Raw genomic sequence first — 15,756 nt, forward strand, 5'->3', positions numbered from 1 at the left:
GGCGGAACGTCTACGCAACCAGCAAAAGTCAAGATAAAGCGAGAGAAGGCAACGGATCCATGGACAAAGCGTCGCACAGACCACCTCATAGGGGGCCCGAACCTGGACAGATCCGCACCGAGCTGGATTCGATCAACCTCAAGATGCTGGAGGTCCTGCGCCAGGACGGCCGGATCTCCATCGCGGCCCTCGCCCAGCGGGTCGGGATCTCCCGGGCCAACGCCTACATGCGCTTCGAGGCGCTGCGCACCAGCGGCGTGATCAGCCGGTTCACCGCGCAGGTCGACCCCGTCCGCACCGGCCTCGGCATCTGCGCGCTGATCTTCGTCACCGTCCGGCAGCAGATGTGGCCGCAGTTCCGAGCCCAGCTGTCGCTGATGCCCGAGGTCGAGTACTGCGCGATCACCACCGGCCAGCACGACGCGATGATCCAGATCCGGGCCACCGACGTCGCCGCCGTGCATCGCCTGGTCTCCGAACGCCTGGCCGGCATCCCGGCCGTGAAGGCCAGCGAGACCGTGCTCATCCTCGACGAGGTGATCCGCCGTCCGTTCGTGCTGCCGTCCGACTACACCCCGGCGAAGCCGGAGGCGGAGCCCGGCCCCGGCCCGGTCGCCCTGGGACGGATGCGCTTCATTCGCGCGGACGCCGGGCGGGCCAAGCTCAAAGACCTCCCCTGACGATCTCCTCGCAGACGCTGACCTGGGGCGTGGCGTCCCCGTCGAACTGGAACTCCTCCACCAGCCGGATCCGGCCGTCCGGCAGGAACTCGATCCGGTTCGTGCTGGACCCGGCGACCGGATCAGCGCTCTGCCTGGTCAGATGCACGTAGTTCAGCCGGACCTCGGCCCCGCGCCGGGCCCCCACGAACCGGCCGTGGACCACGGTGTCGCCTTCGTAACTGCCCCACACCACGCCGTCGGCCTCCGTGTAGGCGAAGCATGTGGGCGCGGCAGGGTCCACGCGGCTCGCGGTGGAGCTGACCATCGCGAACCGCCGGCCGTCCAGATTGAAAAGATCATCTTTGTTCACGGTGTCATCATCGTGCCGGGTTCCGCGTCGCACGCAATCGCGCCTGAACGCATCGTCGCAGAACCGCGCACCTCCTGGACGAACCGTCCGCGATACGTGACCGCCACGCCAATCCGTCTCGGGCCGCCCCTTCCGGGGTGCGCCGGCCCTGTGTCGGGGAGGGGTGTGGCGCCGGGTCTGCGCTGTTCGCCGATTGGGTCACGTGTCGTCCGAGTGGTTCGCTAAGATCATCGGCGGCAAGGCTGTAGCGCAGAGGTCGTCGCGCCTTACAGCGGGTTGGAGGACGTCGGTTCGAATCCGACCAGCCTTGCCCTCAGGGCATTGACTGTCGGCGGAAGGTCAGCGGTGGTGGTCGACCCCAACCTGGCCGGGACGCCGACGCCGCGATCCGGTCCCGACCGGACCGAGATCGAGACCTGCCTGCGGATCATGGCCCAGGCCCGCGAGGCGGATCCGGCCGACCCCCGGTGGGCGGCGGTGCACGAGGCCGCGGCCCAGGTGCATCGGGCGGGCAAGAAGGCGCGCAAGGCGGCCCGCCACGCCGAGCGCAGGCGTCACGACCACGAGGCCGCGGCGGCGACGGCGCGCTACCGGGAGCAGGATCCCTCCTCGGCACCCGTACGGCCGGCGGTCTCGACGGGCCCCCCGGACCCGGCCGGTGCGTCCGAGCCGGAGCCGTCGATCGGTTCCGGGCAGGCCGGCCGGATGCTCAGGGGGACGCGGCGCTGCTACGTCTGCAAGTCCGCCTACCGGCAGGTGCATCGGGAGTACCACCTGCTCTGCCCGGAATGCGCCGAGGAGAACCTCGCTCGCCGGCACGCCCGATGCGACCTGCGCGGCCGCCGGGCGATCGTGACCGGCGGCCGGGTGAAGATCGGTTTCCAGCTGGCGCTGAAGCTGCTGCGCGACGGCGCGGAGGTGCTGGTCACGACCCGCTTCCCGCGGGACGCCGCCCGCCGGCTCGCGGCCGTCCCCGACGCCGCGGACTGGGCGGACCGGGTCCACGTCCACGGTGTCGACCTGCTCGACCTGGCGGCCGTGGCCGGCCTGCTGGAGTCCGTCCACCGGCGCTTCACCCACCTCGACATCCTCGTCAACAACGCCGCCCAGACGATCCGCCGGCCCGCCGCCTACCATCGCGGGGTCCGGGCGGCGGAGACCGAGCCGCTGAGGGGCCTGGCGGCCCGGATCGCTGTGGTGGACGCGCCGCCGGCCAGGTTCGACGTCCCCGCGCCGGCCCCCCTCGCCGCCCCGGCGCTCGAAGCCGTCTCAGGCACCGGGCGCGCGCACGCCGGAGAGGCCGCCGCCCCGACCGGGCGGGATGTCCTTGAGGCGCTGTTCCCCGCCGACCGCACCGACGAGACCGGTCAGCCGCTCGACCTGCGCGACCGCAACAGCTGGAGTCTGCGCCTGCACGAGGTCGATCCGGCCGAGTGGCTGGAGGTCCAGCTGGTGAACTCCTTCGCGCCGTTCCTGCTGACGTCCCGGCTCCGCGGCCTGCTCGAGGCCTCGCCGTGGCCGGACCGGTACGTCGTGCAGGTCTCGGCGATGGAGGGCAGCTTCTCCCGGGAGCACAAGACCGTCCGGCACCCGCACACGAACATGGCCAAGGCCGCCCTGAACATGCTGACCCGCACCGCCGCCGCCGACTACGCGGCCTCGGGGATCCACATGAGCAGCGTGGACACCGGCTGGGTCACCGACGAACGCCCCCATCCGGACAAGACCGCGCAGCGGGAGGCGGGGTTCCGCCCGCCGCTGGACGTCATCGACGGCGCCGCCCGGGTCTACGACCCGATCGTGCGCGGTGTCGGCGGGGAGCGGGTGTCCGGCCTGTTCCTGAAGGACTACCGACCCGTGGATTGGTGATGACAGAGCCCACGCCCGTACGGTGCCCGGCGATCGAGCACCCCGACGTGCCGCCGGCCGACCCGGCGGACCTCGATCCGCTGCTCGCACGGCTGGCCGCGTCGGCCCCCGTGGTGACCGACGAGACCTTTCCCCTCGGCACCCTGCGCCCCGACGGCCGGGTCGACCTGTGCAAGCAGGGCCTCGGACCGGCCGGGGCGGCCCGGCTGCTCCCGGCCGCGGCGGCCTCTCCGCTCGCCGTCCATGTGCTGCTCGGTACCAACGCCATCGGCGGCGACGGAGCGCGGGCGGTCGCCGACGCGCTGGTCCCCGGCCACGGCTTGGAGACCCTGTATCTCGGCTGCAACCGCATCGACGCGTCCGGCGCCGAGATGCTCGCCCGTCGCCTGGCCACGGACGCGACCGTGCGCGCCCTGTGGCTCAAACGGAACCCGGTCGGCGACGCCGGCGTCCGCGCCCTCGCCGCGATGCTGCGGCGGAACACGACGATCCGCACCCTCGACCTGGTCAACACCGGGCTCACACGGGACGGGCTGCGAGCGCTGCTGGACGTGCTGGCCGAGCGGACCGGTCCCGTCGAGCGGCTGTTCCTGGGCGGTAACGGGCTGGGCCCGGAGTCGGCCGACCTGCTGGCCGCGCTGATCAAGGACGCCGGTGTCCGTGAGCTGTACCTTCCGGCGAACCATCTCGGCGACACCGGCGCCGCCGTGCTCGCCGCGGCGGCCGACCCCGCGCGGCCCGTGCGGCTGGGTCTCGGCGGCAACGGCATCGGGCCGGGGGGCGCCCGCGCGCTGGCCGACGCCCTCGGCGGCATCGAGGCGCTGGACCTCGGCCGCCCGCCGTCCGAGCGGAGTCTCGGCGCGCGCGCCAACGCCACCGGGGACACCGGCGCGGCGATACTGGCCGCCGCGCTGCCAGGCAGCCCGCTGCGCCGGCTGGAACTGCGGCGCACCGGGATCACCGGTCGCGGTGCCAAGGCCGTGCTGGCCGCCGTTCCCGAGGACACCCGACTGGAATATGTCGGGTTCGGTCCGGGTGTGCCCCGCCGGGTGAAGCGGGCGCTGGCGCCGCGTCTCCGCCCGACCGCCCGGACCCACCCGGATCTGCACGCGATCGGGAGCCTCTACCGGTGAGCGCGGCGGCTCCACCGGCCGGGCTCCCGCCCCGTACGCCGTCCCGCTCCTTCCCGCCGCACGAGGCGTCGCGGTTGCGGCGGATCCGGCGGTACGCCGTGCCCGGGTGGATGATCGAGCAGGCGACCGAGCGACGTCTCGCCGGGGACTGGCGCGGCGCCTGCGCCGCCGCGAACGTGGACGTCGCGTTCGACCTGGCCGACATCGTCCGCGAGCACGGCGCCGCCGTCGCGGCCCAACTCGAGGGCGACCTGTGCCATTTCGCCCCGGACCTGCTGCGCTGGCACCTGCCCCGGCTCGACCGCGGCCGCACGACGATCGTCCCCGACCAGCAGATGGTCCTCGGGCGGCTGGGCGAGGACCCGGACGCCCCCTGCCTGCACCTCGGCACGCCCCACTGGATGGCCCACGGCCCTCAGCGGCTTCGCCTGTACGTCGGGTCGGTCCAGCCCACGGACACCTACCTGGAGACCGACTGGGCCTACTGCGCGTTCTGGCGTGACGTCGTTCAGGACTGGAGCACGTCTCGTCACCTGTGGGACGCGCGCCACGCCGACGAGCTGCGTGAACGCTGTGGCGGGGGCGAGGACGGGATCCCGTTCCTCCACGGCGACGGCACGCCCCGCACGGCGGCGGAGCTGCCCGCCGCCGATCCCGGTCGCGCCGATCCGGCGGCGTTCACCGAATGGGTCACGCTGCTGCACGAGCGCGGCGAAGTGGAGGCGGCGTTCGCGGCCGCCGGCATCGATCTGGACACCACGCCGGTCGAGGTCGAGCCCTACTACAAGGTGAGCAGTGTGGACCCGCTCGAGGTCTTCGCGCGGATGCCCCTCGCCCCGTCCCGGCTGGAGACGGAGATTCGCCGCCTGGCGGCCACGGTGGGGACCGACTCGTTCTGGATCCCCTACCGGCAGTACGCGGCGATCCTCTTCGAGACCGGCGGAGCGGACGCGGGTCTGCGCGCCCGGGTCGTTGAGTTCGAGGCCGGTGACGAGCCCGCCGACGTCGTGCTTCCCGAGGCGTGCTGGCGCCGCCTGCCCGATCTCGACCTCCTGCGGGACGGCTTCCCGCCGGAGCGGCTGCACCCGCTGGTCCGCGATGCCCTGTTCCCGGATCGTGCCCCCGCCGGCGACCCGGCGGGACCGCCCGCCGGGGACCTCCCCGCACCGGTCCGGATCCGCTGCCGCGGCGAATGGCACGAGACGTCCTTCCGTGACGGCGTCCTCCACATCCCGCACAGCGCCGAGGAACGGCGGCGTGAGAGCGCCATGCGGGCGTTCGGCGGCGCCGTGGCCGGGTGCTTCGCCGCACAGGACGCGTGGACGACCGGAAAGGGACGGTTGCCCAAAGCACTGCGCCACCAGCGAGACGAACTGTTCGCCCGGGTCCAGCACGGTGACCTCCCCGGAGTCCTGCGGCTGCTGGACGCCGGCGTGGATCCGCACGTCCGCGACGGGCAGGGGCGCACCCTGCTCCACATGCTGCACCTGCTCGATCCCGGCGCCGACCCACACGTGATCGGCGACCGGCGCCGCACATCGGCCCACACGCTGCGGCACCTCGGCGACGAGGGCCTGCTCGCGCGGCTCCTGGGGGCGGGCCTCGACATCGACGCCCGGGACCGGGAGCAGCGAACGCCGCTCTTCGCCGCGATCTGCGGGAACGGCTCGGTGGCACTCGTCCGGGCGCTGCTCGCCGCGGGGGCGCGGATCGACGTGACCGGCGAGATCCACGGTGAGGACGTGTCGCTCCTCTGGCTGATCCGCTGGCTGAACCGAGACCCCGACGCTCTGGACTTCATCGTGGAACGGATCGAGCGCGAGCATCCAGAGATCGCCGAGGAGGAGTGAGCACCATCAGTACGTCGTCCCTAGGACCGGCCAACGCCCCCGACGAGAACTCCGCCCCGGACCCGCTGGCCGCCGCCGACGAGCTGGGCCGCCGTCTCGGGTCACCGCGCACGGAGCCGGCCGCGGACCCGCAGTTGGAGGCGCTGGCGCTCGCGGTGTCGGCGAACCTGCCCGTGCTGCTGTGGGGCGAGCCGGGGATCGGCAAGTCGGCCGGCCTGCGGCAGCTGGCGACCGGGCTCGGCGTCCCGCTGGAGACGGTCATCGCCAGCGTGCACGAGCCGTCGGACTTCGCCGGCCTGCCGATCATCGGTGACGACCCCGCCGCCACCGGCGTGCCGATGGCCCCGCCGGACTGGGCGGTCCGGCTGGCCGCGTCCGGGCGCGGCATCGTGTTCTTCGACGAACTGTCCTCCGCTCCCCCCGCCGTCCAGGCGGCGCTCCTGCGGGTCGTCCTCGAACGCCGGGTCGGCAGCCTGGCGCTGCCCGAGCCCGTCCGCGTGGTCGCCGCCGCGAACCCGCCCTCCAGCGCCGCGGACGGCTGGCACCTCAGCCCGCCGCTGGCGAACCGGTTCGTCCACCTGCGATGGACGCACGACCCGCGGACGGTCGCGCGCGGCATGGCCGGCACCTGGCCGGCCGTGCCCGTACCCGTCGTCGATCCTGCCCGGGTGTCCAGCGCGGTCGCCCGCGCCCGCGGGACGATCTCCGGGTTCCTCACCGCCAGGCCCGGCCTGGCCCATCACCTGCCCGGCGACGCGGAGAGCCGGGGCCTCGCCTGGCCGTCGCCGCGTACCTGGGAGATGGCCCTGCGGCTGCTGGCGGTCGGCTACGCCACCAACGCCGGGCAGAAGGCGGTCGCGGCCGCCCTCGTGGGCGCGGTGGGCGACGGCGCGGGCCTGGAGCTGCTGAACTACCTGGAGAACCTCGACCTGCCCGATCCGGACCGCGTCCTGGCCGATCCGGCCGCCTTCGCGCTGCCGGCGCGGGGCGACCGGCAGCTCGCCTTCCTGACGGCCGTCGTCTCGGCGGTGCAGAGCGACCTCACCCGGCGACGCTGGGAGGCGGGGTGGACGGTGCTGGCCAAGGCCGTCGAGGCCGGGGTCCCCGACGTCGCCGCCCGGGCCGCCGCGGACCTGGCGGCGCTGCGCGACACCGACTGGCCGGTCCCGACCGGCATCGACGCGTTCCTCGATCTGCTCCAGTTGTCCGGTGCGCTGCCGGGCGGCTCCTGACCCGTGGCCGACCTCGACCGGGTCAAGCTGCTGGCGGCGCGGTACCGTGCGGCCGGCGATCGGCCGTACCTCGCCTCGGCGCTGTACTCGCTGACGGTCGTGCCGACCGACCGGGTGCCGACGATGGGCGTCGATCGGCACTGGCGGTGCTATGTGTCACCGTCCTTCGTCGCGGCGACCTCCGTCCCCGAACTCGCGGGCGTGTGGATCCACGAGGTGGCACACCTGCTGCGGGACCATCACGGCCGCGCGGACCTGCTGCCGGCCGCCGACCACCGCGACCGGGCGCGCCTGAACGTCGCCCAGGACTGCGAGATCAACGACGACCTGGTCGCCGACGGGCTGGAACTTCCCGAGGGCCGGGTGGTCCCCGGCGACTTCGGGCTGGAGACCGGACGGCTGTTCGAGGAGTACCTCCCGCACCTGCCGCCGTCGGCCTCCTGCTCCGACTGCGGCTCCGGCGCTCATGGCTCACCCGGCGACTGGGAGATCGCCGGGCCCGGCGGGCCGGGGGAGGTCAGCACGGTCGAAGCCGAGGCGCTGCGCCGCCACACCGCCGAGGCCATGCGCGCCCACCAGCGCAACCGCGGCTCCCTTCCGGGGGGCTGGCAACGCTGGGCGGAGCAGGTCCTCGAACCGGTGGTCGACTGGCGCCGCGTGCTCGCCGGAGCCGTGCGGGAGGCGGTCGCCTGGGCGGCCGGCGGGGTCGACTACACCTTCCACCGCCCGTCCCGCCGCACCGCCGCGCTGCGCGGCGTCGTCCTGCCGAGCCTGCGGCGCCCGCTGCCGGTCGTCGCGATCGTCATCGACACCTCCGGGTCCATGGGCGAGGACGACCTCGCGGCGGCCCTCGCCGAGGTGACCGGCGTGCTGCGTGAGGTCGGCGTCGGCGGAAACCGGATCACCGTGCTCGCCTGCGACGCCGATGTGCAGGCCGCGACGCGGGTGACGTCCGCGCAGCAGGTCGCGCTCGAAGGCGGCGGCGGCACCGACATGCGGGTCGGCATCCGGGCCGCCCTCGACCGGCCCGAACGACCCGGTGTCGTGATCGTGCTGACCGACGGCTTCACCCCGTGGCCCGAAGCGCCGTCGTCATCGCGCCTCATCGCCGCGCTCATCGGCACCGACCCGCCGCCCCCGCCGGCCTGGGTCGAAACGGTCCACGTCCCCCAGATCGGACCCGGTCCGGCGCGTCGCCCGAACCGGTGAACGCTGGTGGTCACCGCCCAGGTGAGGAGGCCCTGAGCGCCCGGTGGGGGCCTGCTCACCGGCCGCACCACCGCAAGCACGGCGATCGCGGTCACCGGCTCGTTCGGGGGGACGTCTCTTCGCCGGAGTGAAAGGCCGTTGCGGGGCGGCCGGTCGCCGGTGTATGGCATTTTCACGGGGCGTTGTCCATTGCGTTTTGCACACTCCCGGAATTCTGTCCATGTTCGGTCGCGGCGGCAGGGGCGGCGGCAGGATGTGGGGAGCCTTGTGCACGCGGCCGGACGGCCGGGCGGCCCTGTGGCGCGCCGCGGCAGGGCGGTCCCTTCTCCGGTCTGAGCCGATCTTGCCCCGAAAAGCGGCAACCTTCCTCCAACTCCGTGCGTCACACCTAGCGGGTCACTTGCACCACTTACTCACACCACTTACTCGTCACGCCGTAAATATGATCTGAGGGGGCGCTATCTACACAGAACGGGCGGGGGCGCCAGTGGAAGAGACATTCACCCTGCAAAAGTCATCATTCGGGCAATCCGGTCGGGTCACGGTCACTTTCGCGCAGGGCGAGCTGCAGCACGAGGACGCGCTCCTCAGCCACCGCTACGGCCGCGCCGACGACCGCGACGTCCTCCTCAAGACGGCCCTCTCGCCCGCCGGGGCGAAGGTGCTGCGCCGCGAGGCCGAGGTCTACGACCGGATCGGCGGGCGGCAGGCGTCCGCCGGGCGGATGATCGGCTTCCAGGCGGCCCAGAGCCCCGTACGCCTGATGGTCGCCCGTCGCGGCGTGCCCGTCTCCCGGTGCGAACCGGCGCCGCGGCTCGACGGCGTGCAGCTCGGCCGGGCGGCGCGCGACCTGTTCGGCGCTCTCGCGTTCCTCGCCGACCTCGGCTTCGCGCACCGGGCCGTCTCGGCGGACACGGTGTTCTGGGACGGCCGGCGCGTCGAACTGCACGGCTTCGGGCACGTGGAGCCGCTCGGCCCGCCCGAGGCGCTCGCCGGGTCGGCCCTCGGCACCCCGACGGGACTGCCGGTCAGCGACGTCCCGGACGTCCAGGCCGCCGCCCATCTGCTGCTCCGCCTCGCCACCGGATCGTCCGGCGGCGGCCCGCCCGCGGCCCTCGTCGCGATCCTCGCCGAGGTCGACGCCGATCTCGCGCAGGCGCTCGAACCGGCCCTCCACGCCACCGGCGGCCGTGACGTCTCCCCCGGTGAGATCAAGGACCGGCTGTGGCGGAGCCGCCCGAAGCCCCCGCCGCCCGAGCGCTTCCCGGAGGATCTGCACGATCCGGCGGCCCCGCCCCGGCAGCCGCCCCCGGCCCAGGTGCCCCCTCAGGCGATGCGGGCCGGGACCGGGCCGCGTTCGGCCGTCCGCGACCGGCGGCTCGCCGCGGAGGACGACGGACGGGCCGAGTTCCGCGAGCTGCGCCGCCGGCAGCGGAAGTTTCGCCAGAGCCGCCGGATCGCCGCCGAGCCGCCGCGGGTGCAGGCCCAGGCGGGCACCGTCACGCCGCCCCGGACGGCCCGGTCCCCGGCCACGGACGGGACGTCCCCCGGCGCCGCGAGCGGCGCTCTGCTGTTCCTCCTCCTCGGGGTCCTTGCCGTGGCCCTGATCGTCAGCGCCGTCCTGCTCGTGAGGTGACCGTGAGCGACCCCGAACCCCCCAGGCCCAAGCTTCCGCCGAAGCTCGACGAGCCGCCCTACCCGCTACCCGCCGCGAATCCGGACCTGGACCTGGACGCGGTCACGGCCCCGGCCCTGGACGCCCGGCCGGGCGGCGCCGCGCCCGGCGACGCGCTCGCCGGCGCCACGACGGCCGAGAACACGGCGGCAGAGGACACGACGGCAGACCCCGCAGACGAGCCGCCGCCCGTGACGGTGATGAGCGAGGACCCCGGCCCGGCGTCCCCGCACCGGCCCCGCGTGCCCGGCCCGCCGGACGGCCCCGACCGCACCATGGTGTGCCCGTACTGCCTGAGCGAGTTCGACTGGAACAGCGCCCCGCTCGTCGATCGCACCGTGGACGGCGAGGAGATCGCGCTGACCCGGGAGCCCGGCGAGAGCGACGTCCGCTGGCGCACCCGGACGATGCACGCCTGGCGGGTCTGCGAGGCCACCGGCAAGGACCACTTCGTGCCCGCGTCGCTCGGCGGCATGACCGTCCTGATCGTCGGGATGGTCGGCACGTCCGGGTCGGGCAAGTCGCACCTGCTCGCGGCGATGACGGAGGAGCTCGACCAGTCCGCGCTGAAGATCTCGCACCGGCTGGACGTGCTGCCGCTCGACCCGCGGCTGCAGCGGGAGCTGTTCGCCAGGAACCGGTTCGACCTGCTGCGCGACCGCAAGCCGCTGCCGGTCACCCGCCGGGCACTGAGCCCGGAGTTCACCTGCGCCTACCGGATCACCAGCGGGCACACCGGCGAGCAGTACGCGCTGCTGATCTTCGATGTGCCGGGCGAGATCTTCAGCCAGGGCCACACCCGCGACGACACCCCCTTCATGAGCATCGCGGACGGGCTGATCTTCGTGGCGGACGGCACGGAACTGGACGTCCGGCACGGCCGGCACACCGGCGACCCGGGGTTCACCGCGGTGCTCAGCCATATCGACCACGTCCGCGGCGGGCAGGGCCGGGAGTTCCTGCCGCTGCCCGCCGCGCTGGTGATCGCCAAGTCGGACACGCTGCGCGCGTTCAAGGAGGTCGACCGGTGGCTCGACCGCCGGGACGACCTCGAACTCGGCACGGTCGAGGCGGAGTCCGAGGACGCCTACGCCCTGCTGCGCTCGCGCGGCGCGGGGTCGTGGCTCGTCCCGGTCCAGAAGTGCGAGGACGCGACCCTGCACTTCGCGTCGGCGACCGGCGTCGGCGTGGACATGGAGAGCGGCGAGTACCCCGAGCAGTCGTTCCGGCGGCAGCGGGTGCTGCGGCCGCTGCTGTCGCTGCTGGCGATGAAGGGCGTGCTGCCGCGCGCGGTGCTCGGCGCGCCCGCGGACCGGGAGGGCGTGGCGTCATGAGGACCGGTCCCCTTCCCGCGCCCGGCCGCGTCGACCAGATCGTCTTCGCCTGGTCGGACCGGCTGCTGGCCGGCGGCCGCGGCCTCGGACCGGTCGCGACGTCCCTCGGCACCGACGGGCTGCGCGTGTGGAACGAGCGGCTGGCCGGCGGCGACGTCGCCGTCGGGCAGTGGCTGTCCGGCGCGGCCGAGTGCGCGGCGCTCGGCGCGCTGCGCTTCGGCCGGCAGGGCGAGCACGGCGCCGCGCTGCGGCTGGTGCCGGCCCGCGACCCGAACGGCCGGCCCTCCCAGCTCGTGCACGCGCTCGTCGGCCCGGCGTCGGTGGTGAACGCGGCGCTGGTGCTCGGCCTGCACCGCTGGCCGGAGTGGAGCACGCCGGACCGGCTCGACGCGACGCCCTCGGACCTCGAAGCGCTCGACGCGACCGCGCTGTGGGCGCACGCGGAGGCCGGGCTGGACGAGGCGTCCGCACGCCGCGACGCGCTGGTCGGCCTGCTCGCCGGAGTGCTCGCCGCGCCGTGCGATCCGTACCTGGCCGAGATCTCCCCGGACGACGTCGGCCTGGTCGCCGGGCTCGTGCGCAGGCTGGACGGGGTCGCCGGGGCGGCGCCGCTGACGATGCTGCTGGGCGCCCAGGTCACCCGTCCCGAGCTGCGGCCCCGGCTGCTGGCGGTCGGCCTGCCGGACGCCAGGAACGGGCGGACGTCACTGACGACCACGGGCGGCGCCGATCCCGGCGTCGCCCGGGTGGCCGAGCTTCTCGCCGACCTCCCGCCGACCTCGCTGACCCGGCCGCGCGCGCCGCTGAGGACCACCGCGGCGCTCGCGGACTGGGTGGAGGCGGAGCACCAGCGGGCCACCGGCGTCCTCGACCTCGTCGACCGGGCGATCGCGGGCACGCTGGACGAGCCCGAGCGCCGCTACCTGAACGGCCCGGACGGGCAGGAGCGGCTGCGCGCCGAACTGCGGAACGCCGACATGGCGCAGCTCACCGACCGGCTGCTGCGCTGGACCAAGGCGAACCCGCCCAGGCTTTCCGAGGTCGCCCGGACGCTCCGGCAGGTCGCCGCCGACCGGTACCTGACCGATGCCGGCGAGGACCGCGACACCGCCGACCGGCTCCTGCAGGCCGCCCGCCGGATGGACCTCACGGCGGCGGAGGCGAGGCGCGTCCTCGCGAACTGGTACTCCGGGCTGCCGAAGGTCACCTCGGCGGACCAGTACAGCGCCGTGTACTTCGCGCTCGGCGCGGGCATCGACCCCGCCTCCGACGAGACCTTCGCCCGGCTCCTGCCCGGCATGAAGGCGGCCAGCCTGCTGGAGTGGAGCAGGGTGCTGGCGCCGAGCGACCATGTGAAGGCCGCCCTGCACTTCATGCGCGCCGCGCACCGGCAGTGGAGCCGGGGCGACCGGCGCGGCGACGAGGGCGTCCGCGCGCTCATGCGCGAGACCGAGATGTTCCACGAGACGATCCACGACATCGTCTCGCGCTGCGGCCTGCGCACGGAGGACGAGAACGACCTGTACCGGACCGTCCTGCATCTGGCGTACGGCGACCCCGTCACGGACCTGGCCCCGGTGCTCGGCGCGCTGCCCGCCGACGCGGAGGCGACGGAGTTCCGGCCGTGGGCAGCGCTCGCCGACGTGTTCGGAGGCGACCGCGCCCACGTGTTCCAGCTCGCCGCGCAGGCGCGCCGCCGGAAGGCCCCGCCGACGGTGCTCAGGGACATGCTGGGCGTCCTGTCCAGCACCGACCTGATCCAGGGAATGGCCGAGCAGACCGGACAGCCGGGCCTCCTCGAACCCGTGTGCCATGTGCTGGGCAAGCGCCCCCGCACGCCCGCCGAGCAGCGCGCGACCTGCGACGCGGCACTGGCCGGGCGGTTCCTGGCCGGCCTGGTGGAGGGGGCCTGGCCCGACGAGCCCGAGATCCGGTTCAAGGCGTACTCGTTCCTGCTCCAGGCCGTCTACCAGGCCGGTGACCGAGCGGACGGCGGCGGGCTCACGCGGGCCGAGGTGGACGAGCTGGTGCGGGCCGGCGGCACGGGCCCGTTCCTGCTGGCCGTGGTCGCCCACGCGGCGCAGGACGCGGTCGTGCCCGCCCTCCTGCACGCGGCTCACCGGCACGCGGCCGACCTCGGCCTCCCGTCCGAGATCGCCGAGTCCGCTCTGCGCGGGCCGCACCGGGCCGCCGAGGCGCGGACCGCCAGGAGGACGTCCGCCGAACCGGCGCACGCCGGCTTGCCTCACCAGCGGCACGCGCAGCACGCGCACCAGGGGCAGCCGGCCGAGGACGGCCCGGCTCCCACCGCGACCGCGTTCCCCGAGCCGCCGATCCCGCCGCAGCACTTCTCCTTCAACCCGCCGCCGACGCGCCGGGACCACTTCCCGTCCGGCTCCGAGCAGGAGGAGCCGGACGACGGCCGGCACCCCATCGTCGTCTGGATCACCGGCCGCACCCTCCAGGAGTGGGCGATCGCGGTGCTCGGCCTCGGGATCGTCGTCCTGCTCGTCCTCCTGCTGTTCGGCGGCTCGGACGGGGCCCCGCCGCCGCGGCAGGCCCCCACGACCGTGACCGTCACCGTCACGCCGTCCGTCTCCCCGACGACCAGTGCCGAGACGCCGTCCGGCGGCGACCGGTCCCCGCAACCGACGACAGGAAAGACCCCCTGATGGCGACTGGAGCGACGATCAGCCCGACCGAGCCCCTCACCTCCGACGACATCCTCAGCGGCATCAGCGCGCGGTTCCACCGGTACGCCGACCGGGCGCTGCGGGACTCCCCCGGGGACGCCGCCAGCGGCCCCGCGCTGCTGAAACGCCTCGCCGACGACCTCGACCCCGCCGGCGGGCCGCCGCCGGCCGGCGTCGACCTCGTCACCGCCTACCCGGCGGACGCGCTGCTGCCCGACCCGGTGCCGCGGCGGGGGCTGGAGATCACGCTGTCCTGGGGCAGGTTCTTCCAGAACGTGCTCGTCTTCGCCCCGATCGTCATCACCTGGTGGAAGCTGCACGACGCCCTGAACGCCTACGGCCGGGCCCACAGCGAGGGCTCGTTCCTGCTCGGCTGGCAGGCCGGCTCGTTCGACCCCGACCACATCCGGCGCGGCGTCCAGGACTTCGCGCCGCTGTCGGAGACCGCGTGGTCGGTCGTGCTCGCCGTCCTGGTCGTCATCGGGTTCACCGCCGTCGTGACCACCTGCGAGAACCTTCTCGACCGTCCGCGTTACGAGGCCGAGCGCGTGCAGATCGCGCAGGACCTGGCGCTCGCGTCGCACCTGCTGTCCGGCTCCCGGGACGGCAAGGTCACCTACCGGGACCTCCAGGCGCTGGTGCAGCGGATGGAGACCAGCGTGGGCGGGCTCGTCGGCCGCCTCGCGGGCACCGCCGAGGACGTCCGCGCGGCGCTGGAGGGCAGCACCGGCAAGCGGATCGAGGAGGCCGTCCAGACCTGGATCGACAAGGCCGAGTCGCTGGAACGGGCGATCATGAGCATGCAGGCGCCCGCCGAGACGCTGGAGAGCTTCCGGAAGCTGCAGGACGACATCTCGGCCGGGCAGCGCGAGCTGCGCGCCGAACTGGCCGCCATGGTGACGCAGGTGGAGCGGGCGACGCTCGCCACCACCGACCACGCCGAAGCCGCGCAGCACTACCAGGACGCCGGCAACGCGGTGCTCGCCGACGCGGTCACCCGGCTCTCCGTCGGCACCGACCGGCTGTCGAAGGCGCTCGAGCAGCTGGAGTACCTCGTCGACGACACCCGCGAGTTCGTCGCCTACGTGCGGCACGACGGCGGTGCCCACCGGTGACCGGGCCCGCGAGGAGGCGCGCGTCCCGGCGGGGACGGCGGACCTCCCGGTTCGCCGCGGCGCACCTCGCCGGCTGGCTGTTCGCCGACCTGATGCTCGTGCTGTTCCTCGTCGCCATGGCGGTGCAGCCCCGCGCGCAGCTCACCACCGGCCTGCCGGAGCAGAAGAAGCCGCGGCCGGCCGGCCCGCGCGTCCTCGGCCAGGACTTCTGCGACTTCCTGATCCCGGTGCAGGCCGGAGGGCTCCTCTCCGGCTCCGGCAGGGCCCGCGCCGACCTGCTGAAGAAGGTCGACGAGGCCCTGCGCGGCGAGCACCCGTCCTGGCTGTACGGGGACGAGATGCGGCGCGAGGGCGCCCGCAGCGCCTGCATCGAGCAGCTCGAACAGAAGCTCCAGGTCGGCTTCTTCCTCGCCTACGGCGCGCGGAACGACACCGGCAGCGGCGTCGCCCTCGGCAAGAACGCCGCCAAGGCCATCAAGTCCGGCAACCCGCGGTTCCGCGAGGCGATCTACCGGGCCGCGTGGACGGGCGGGGAGGGCGACGGCTCCGTCCAGCTCGTCGTCTTCTTCTACCAAGACTGATCCCAGAGCCGATCGACACAGGGACGTGACGGG

12 protein-coding genes and 1 tRNA gene are annotated in these 15,756 nt (G+C 74.3%); 12 read left to right on the forward strand and 1 reads right to left on the reverse strand.

The annotated features are described in order from the left end of the window. The first annotated feature begins 59 nt into the window (after positions 1-59). On the forward strand, positions 60-680 hold the full coding sequence (locus BJ999_RS24980; protein WP_179835545.1) for an Lrp/AsnC family transcriptional regulator: 621 nt from the start codon (positions 60-62) through the stop codon (positions 678-680). On the opposite strand, the gene BJ999_RS24985 is transcribed toward BJ999_RS24980, so the two are convergent. Continuing rightward, entirely contained in the window at positions 664-1,032 is a 369-nt protein-coding gene (locus BJ999_RS24985) for an avidin-fold protein (RefSeq protein ID WP_229810366.1), read from the reverse strand. The two genes, BJ999_RS24980 and BJ999_RS24985, sit on opposite strands and share 17 nt — an antisense overlap. A 238-nt stretch (positions 1,033-1,270) precedes the next feature. Here BJ999_RS24985 and BJ999_RS24990 point away from each other — a divergent pair. The 11 genes from BJ999_RS24990 to BJ999_RS25040 all read left to right on the forward strand — a co-directional run bounded on the left by BJ999_RS24990 (position 1,271) and on the right by BJ999_RS25040 (position 15,723). After that, positions 1,271-1,342: transfer RNA gene (locus tag BJ999_RS24990), tRNA-OTHER, on the forward strand. A 38-nt stretch (positions 1,343-1,380) separates the two neighbouring features. After that, the gene (locus BJ999_RS24995) at positions 1,381-2,901 is read left to right on the forward strand and encodes an SDR family NAD(P)-dependent oxidoreductase (RefSeq protein ID WP_229810365.1); all 1,521 of its coding nucleotides are present in this window, start codon (positions 1,381-1,383) and stop codon (positions 2,899-2,901) included. Then, positions 2,901-4,034 (forward strand): leucine-rich repeat domain-containing protein, encoded by a 1,134-nt coding sequence (locus tag BJ999_RS25000; protein WP_179835546.1) that lies wholly within the window; start codon positions 2,901-2,903, stop codon positions 4,032-4,034. Before BJ999_RS24995 ends, BJ999_RS25000 begins: the two co-directional genes overlap by 1 nt. Next, positions 4,031-5,884, forward strand: coding sequence for an ankyrin repeat domain-containing protein (locus BJ999_RS43700; protein WP_218935212.1), 1,854 nt, complete (start codon positions 4,031-4,033; stop codon positions 5,882-5,884). Before BJ999_RS25000 ends, BJ999_RS43700 begins: the two co-directional genes overlap by 4 nt. Continuing rightward, positions 5,881-7,116, forward strand: coding sequence for an AAA family ATPase (locus BJ999_RS25010; protein WP_229810364.1), 1,236 nt, complete (start codon positions 5,881-5,883; stop codon positions 7,114-7,116). The genes BJ999_RS43700 and BJ999_RS25010 overlap by 4 nt, the downstream gene beginning before the upstream one ends. A gap of 3 nt (positions 7,117-7,119) precedes the next feature. Next, positions 7,120-8,325: a vWA domain-containing protein gene (locus BJ999_RS25015; RefSeq protein WP_179835547.1), complete on the forward strand. Its 1,206-nt coding sequence runs from the start codon at positions 7,120-7,122 to the stop codon at positions 8,323-8,325. A gap of 487 nt (positions 8,326-8,812) precedes the next feature. Then, a complete protein-coding gene (locus BJ999_RS25020) occupies positions 8,813-9,961 on the forward strand; it encodes a hypothetical protein (RefSeq protein WP_179835548.1) in 1,149 nt (382 codons plus the stop codon). Between the two features lie 2 nt (positions 9,962-9,963). Next, the gene (locus BJ999_RS43705) at positions 9,964-11,334 is read left to right on the forward strand and encodes a hypothetical protein (protein ID WP_179835549.1); all 1,371 of its coding nucleotides are present in this window, start codon (positions 9,964-9,966) and stop codon (positions 11,332-11,334) included. Beyond that, positions 11,331-14,006: a hypothetical protein gene (locus tag BJ999_RS25030; RefSeq protein WP_179835550.1), complete on the forward strand. Its 2,676-nt coding sequence runs from the start codon at positions 11,331-11,333 to the stop codon at positions 14,004-14,006. The genes BJ999_RS43705 and BJ999_RS25030 overlap by 4 nt, the downstream gene beginning before the upstream one ends. Continuing rightward, complete coding sequence (locus tag BJ999_RS25035; protein WP_179835551.1) at positions 14,006-15,142, forward strand: hypothetical protein; 1,137 nt, start codon at positions 14,006-14,008, stop codon at positions 15,140-15,142. The genes BJ999_RS25030 and BJ999_RS25035 overlap by 1 nt, the downstream gene beginning before the upstream one ends. Then, positions 15,139-15,723, forward strand: a complete 585-nt coding sequence (locus BJ999_RS25040; protein WP_179835552.1) for a hypothetical protein — start codon at positions 15,139-15,141, stop codon at positions 15,721-15,723. The genes BJ999_RS25035 and BJ999_RS25040 overlap by 4 nt, the downstream gene beginning before the upstream one ends. The last annotated feature ends 33 nt before the right edge of the window (positions 15,724-15,756 follow it).

Origin of the sequence: Actinomadura citrea, assembly GCF_013409045.1 — a bacterium.
GTDB lineage: Bacteria > Actinomycetota > Actinomycetes > Streptosporangiales > Streptosporangiaceae > Spirillospora > Spirillospora citrea.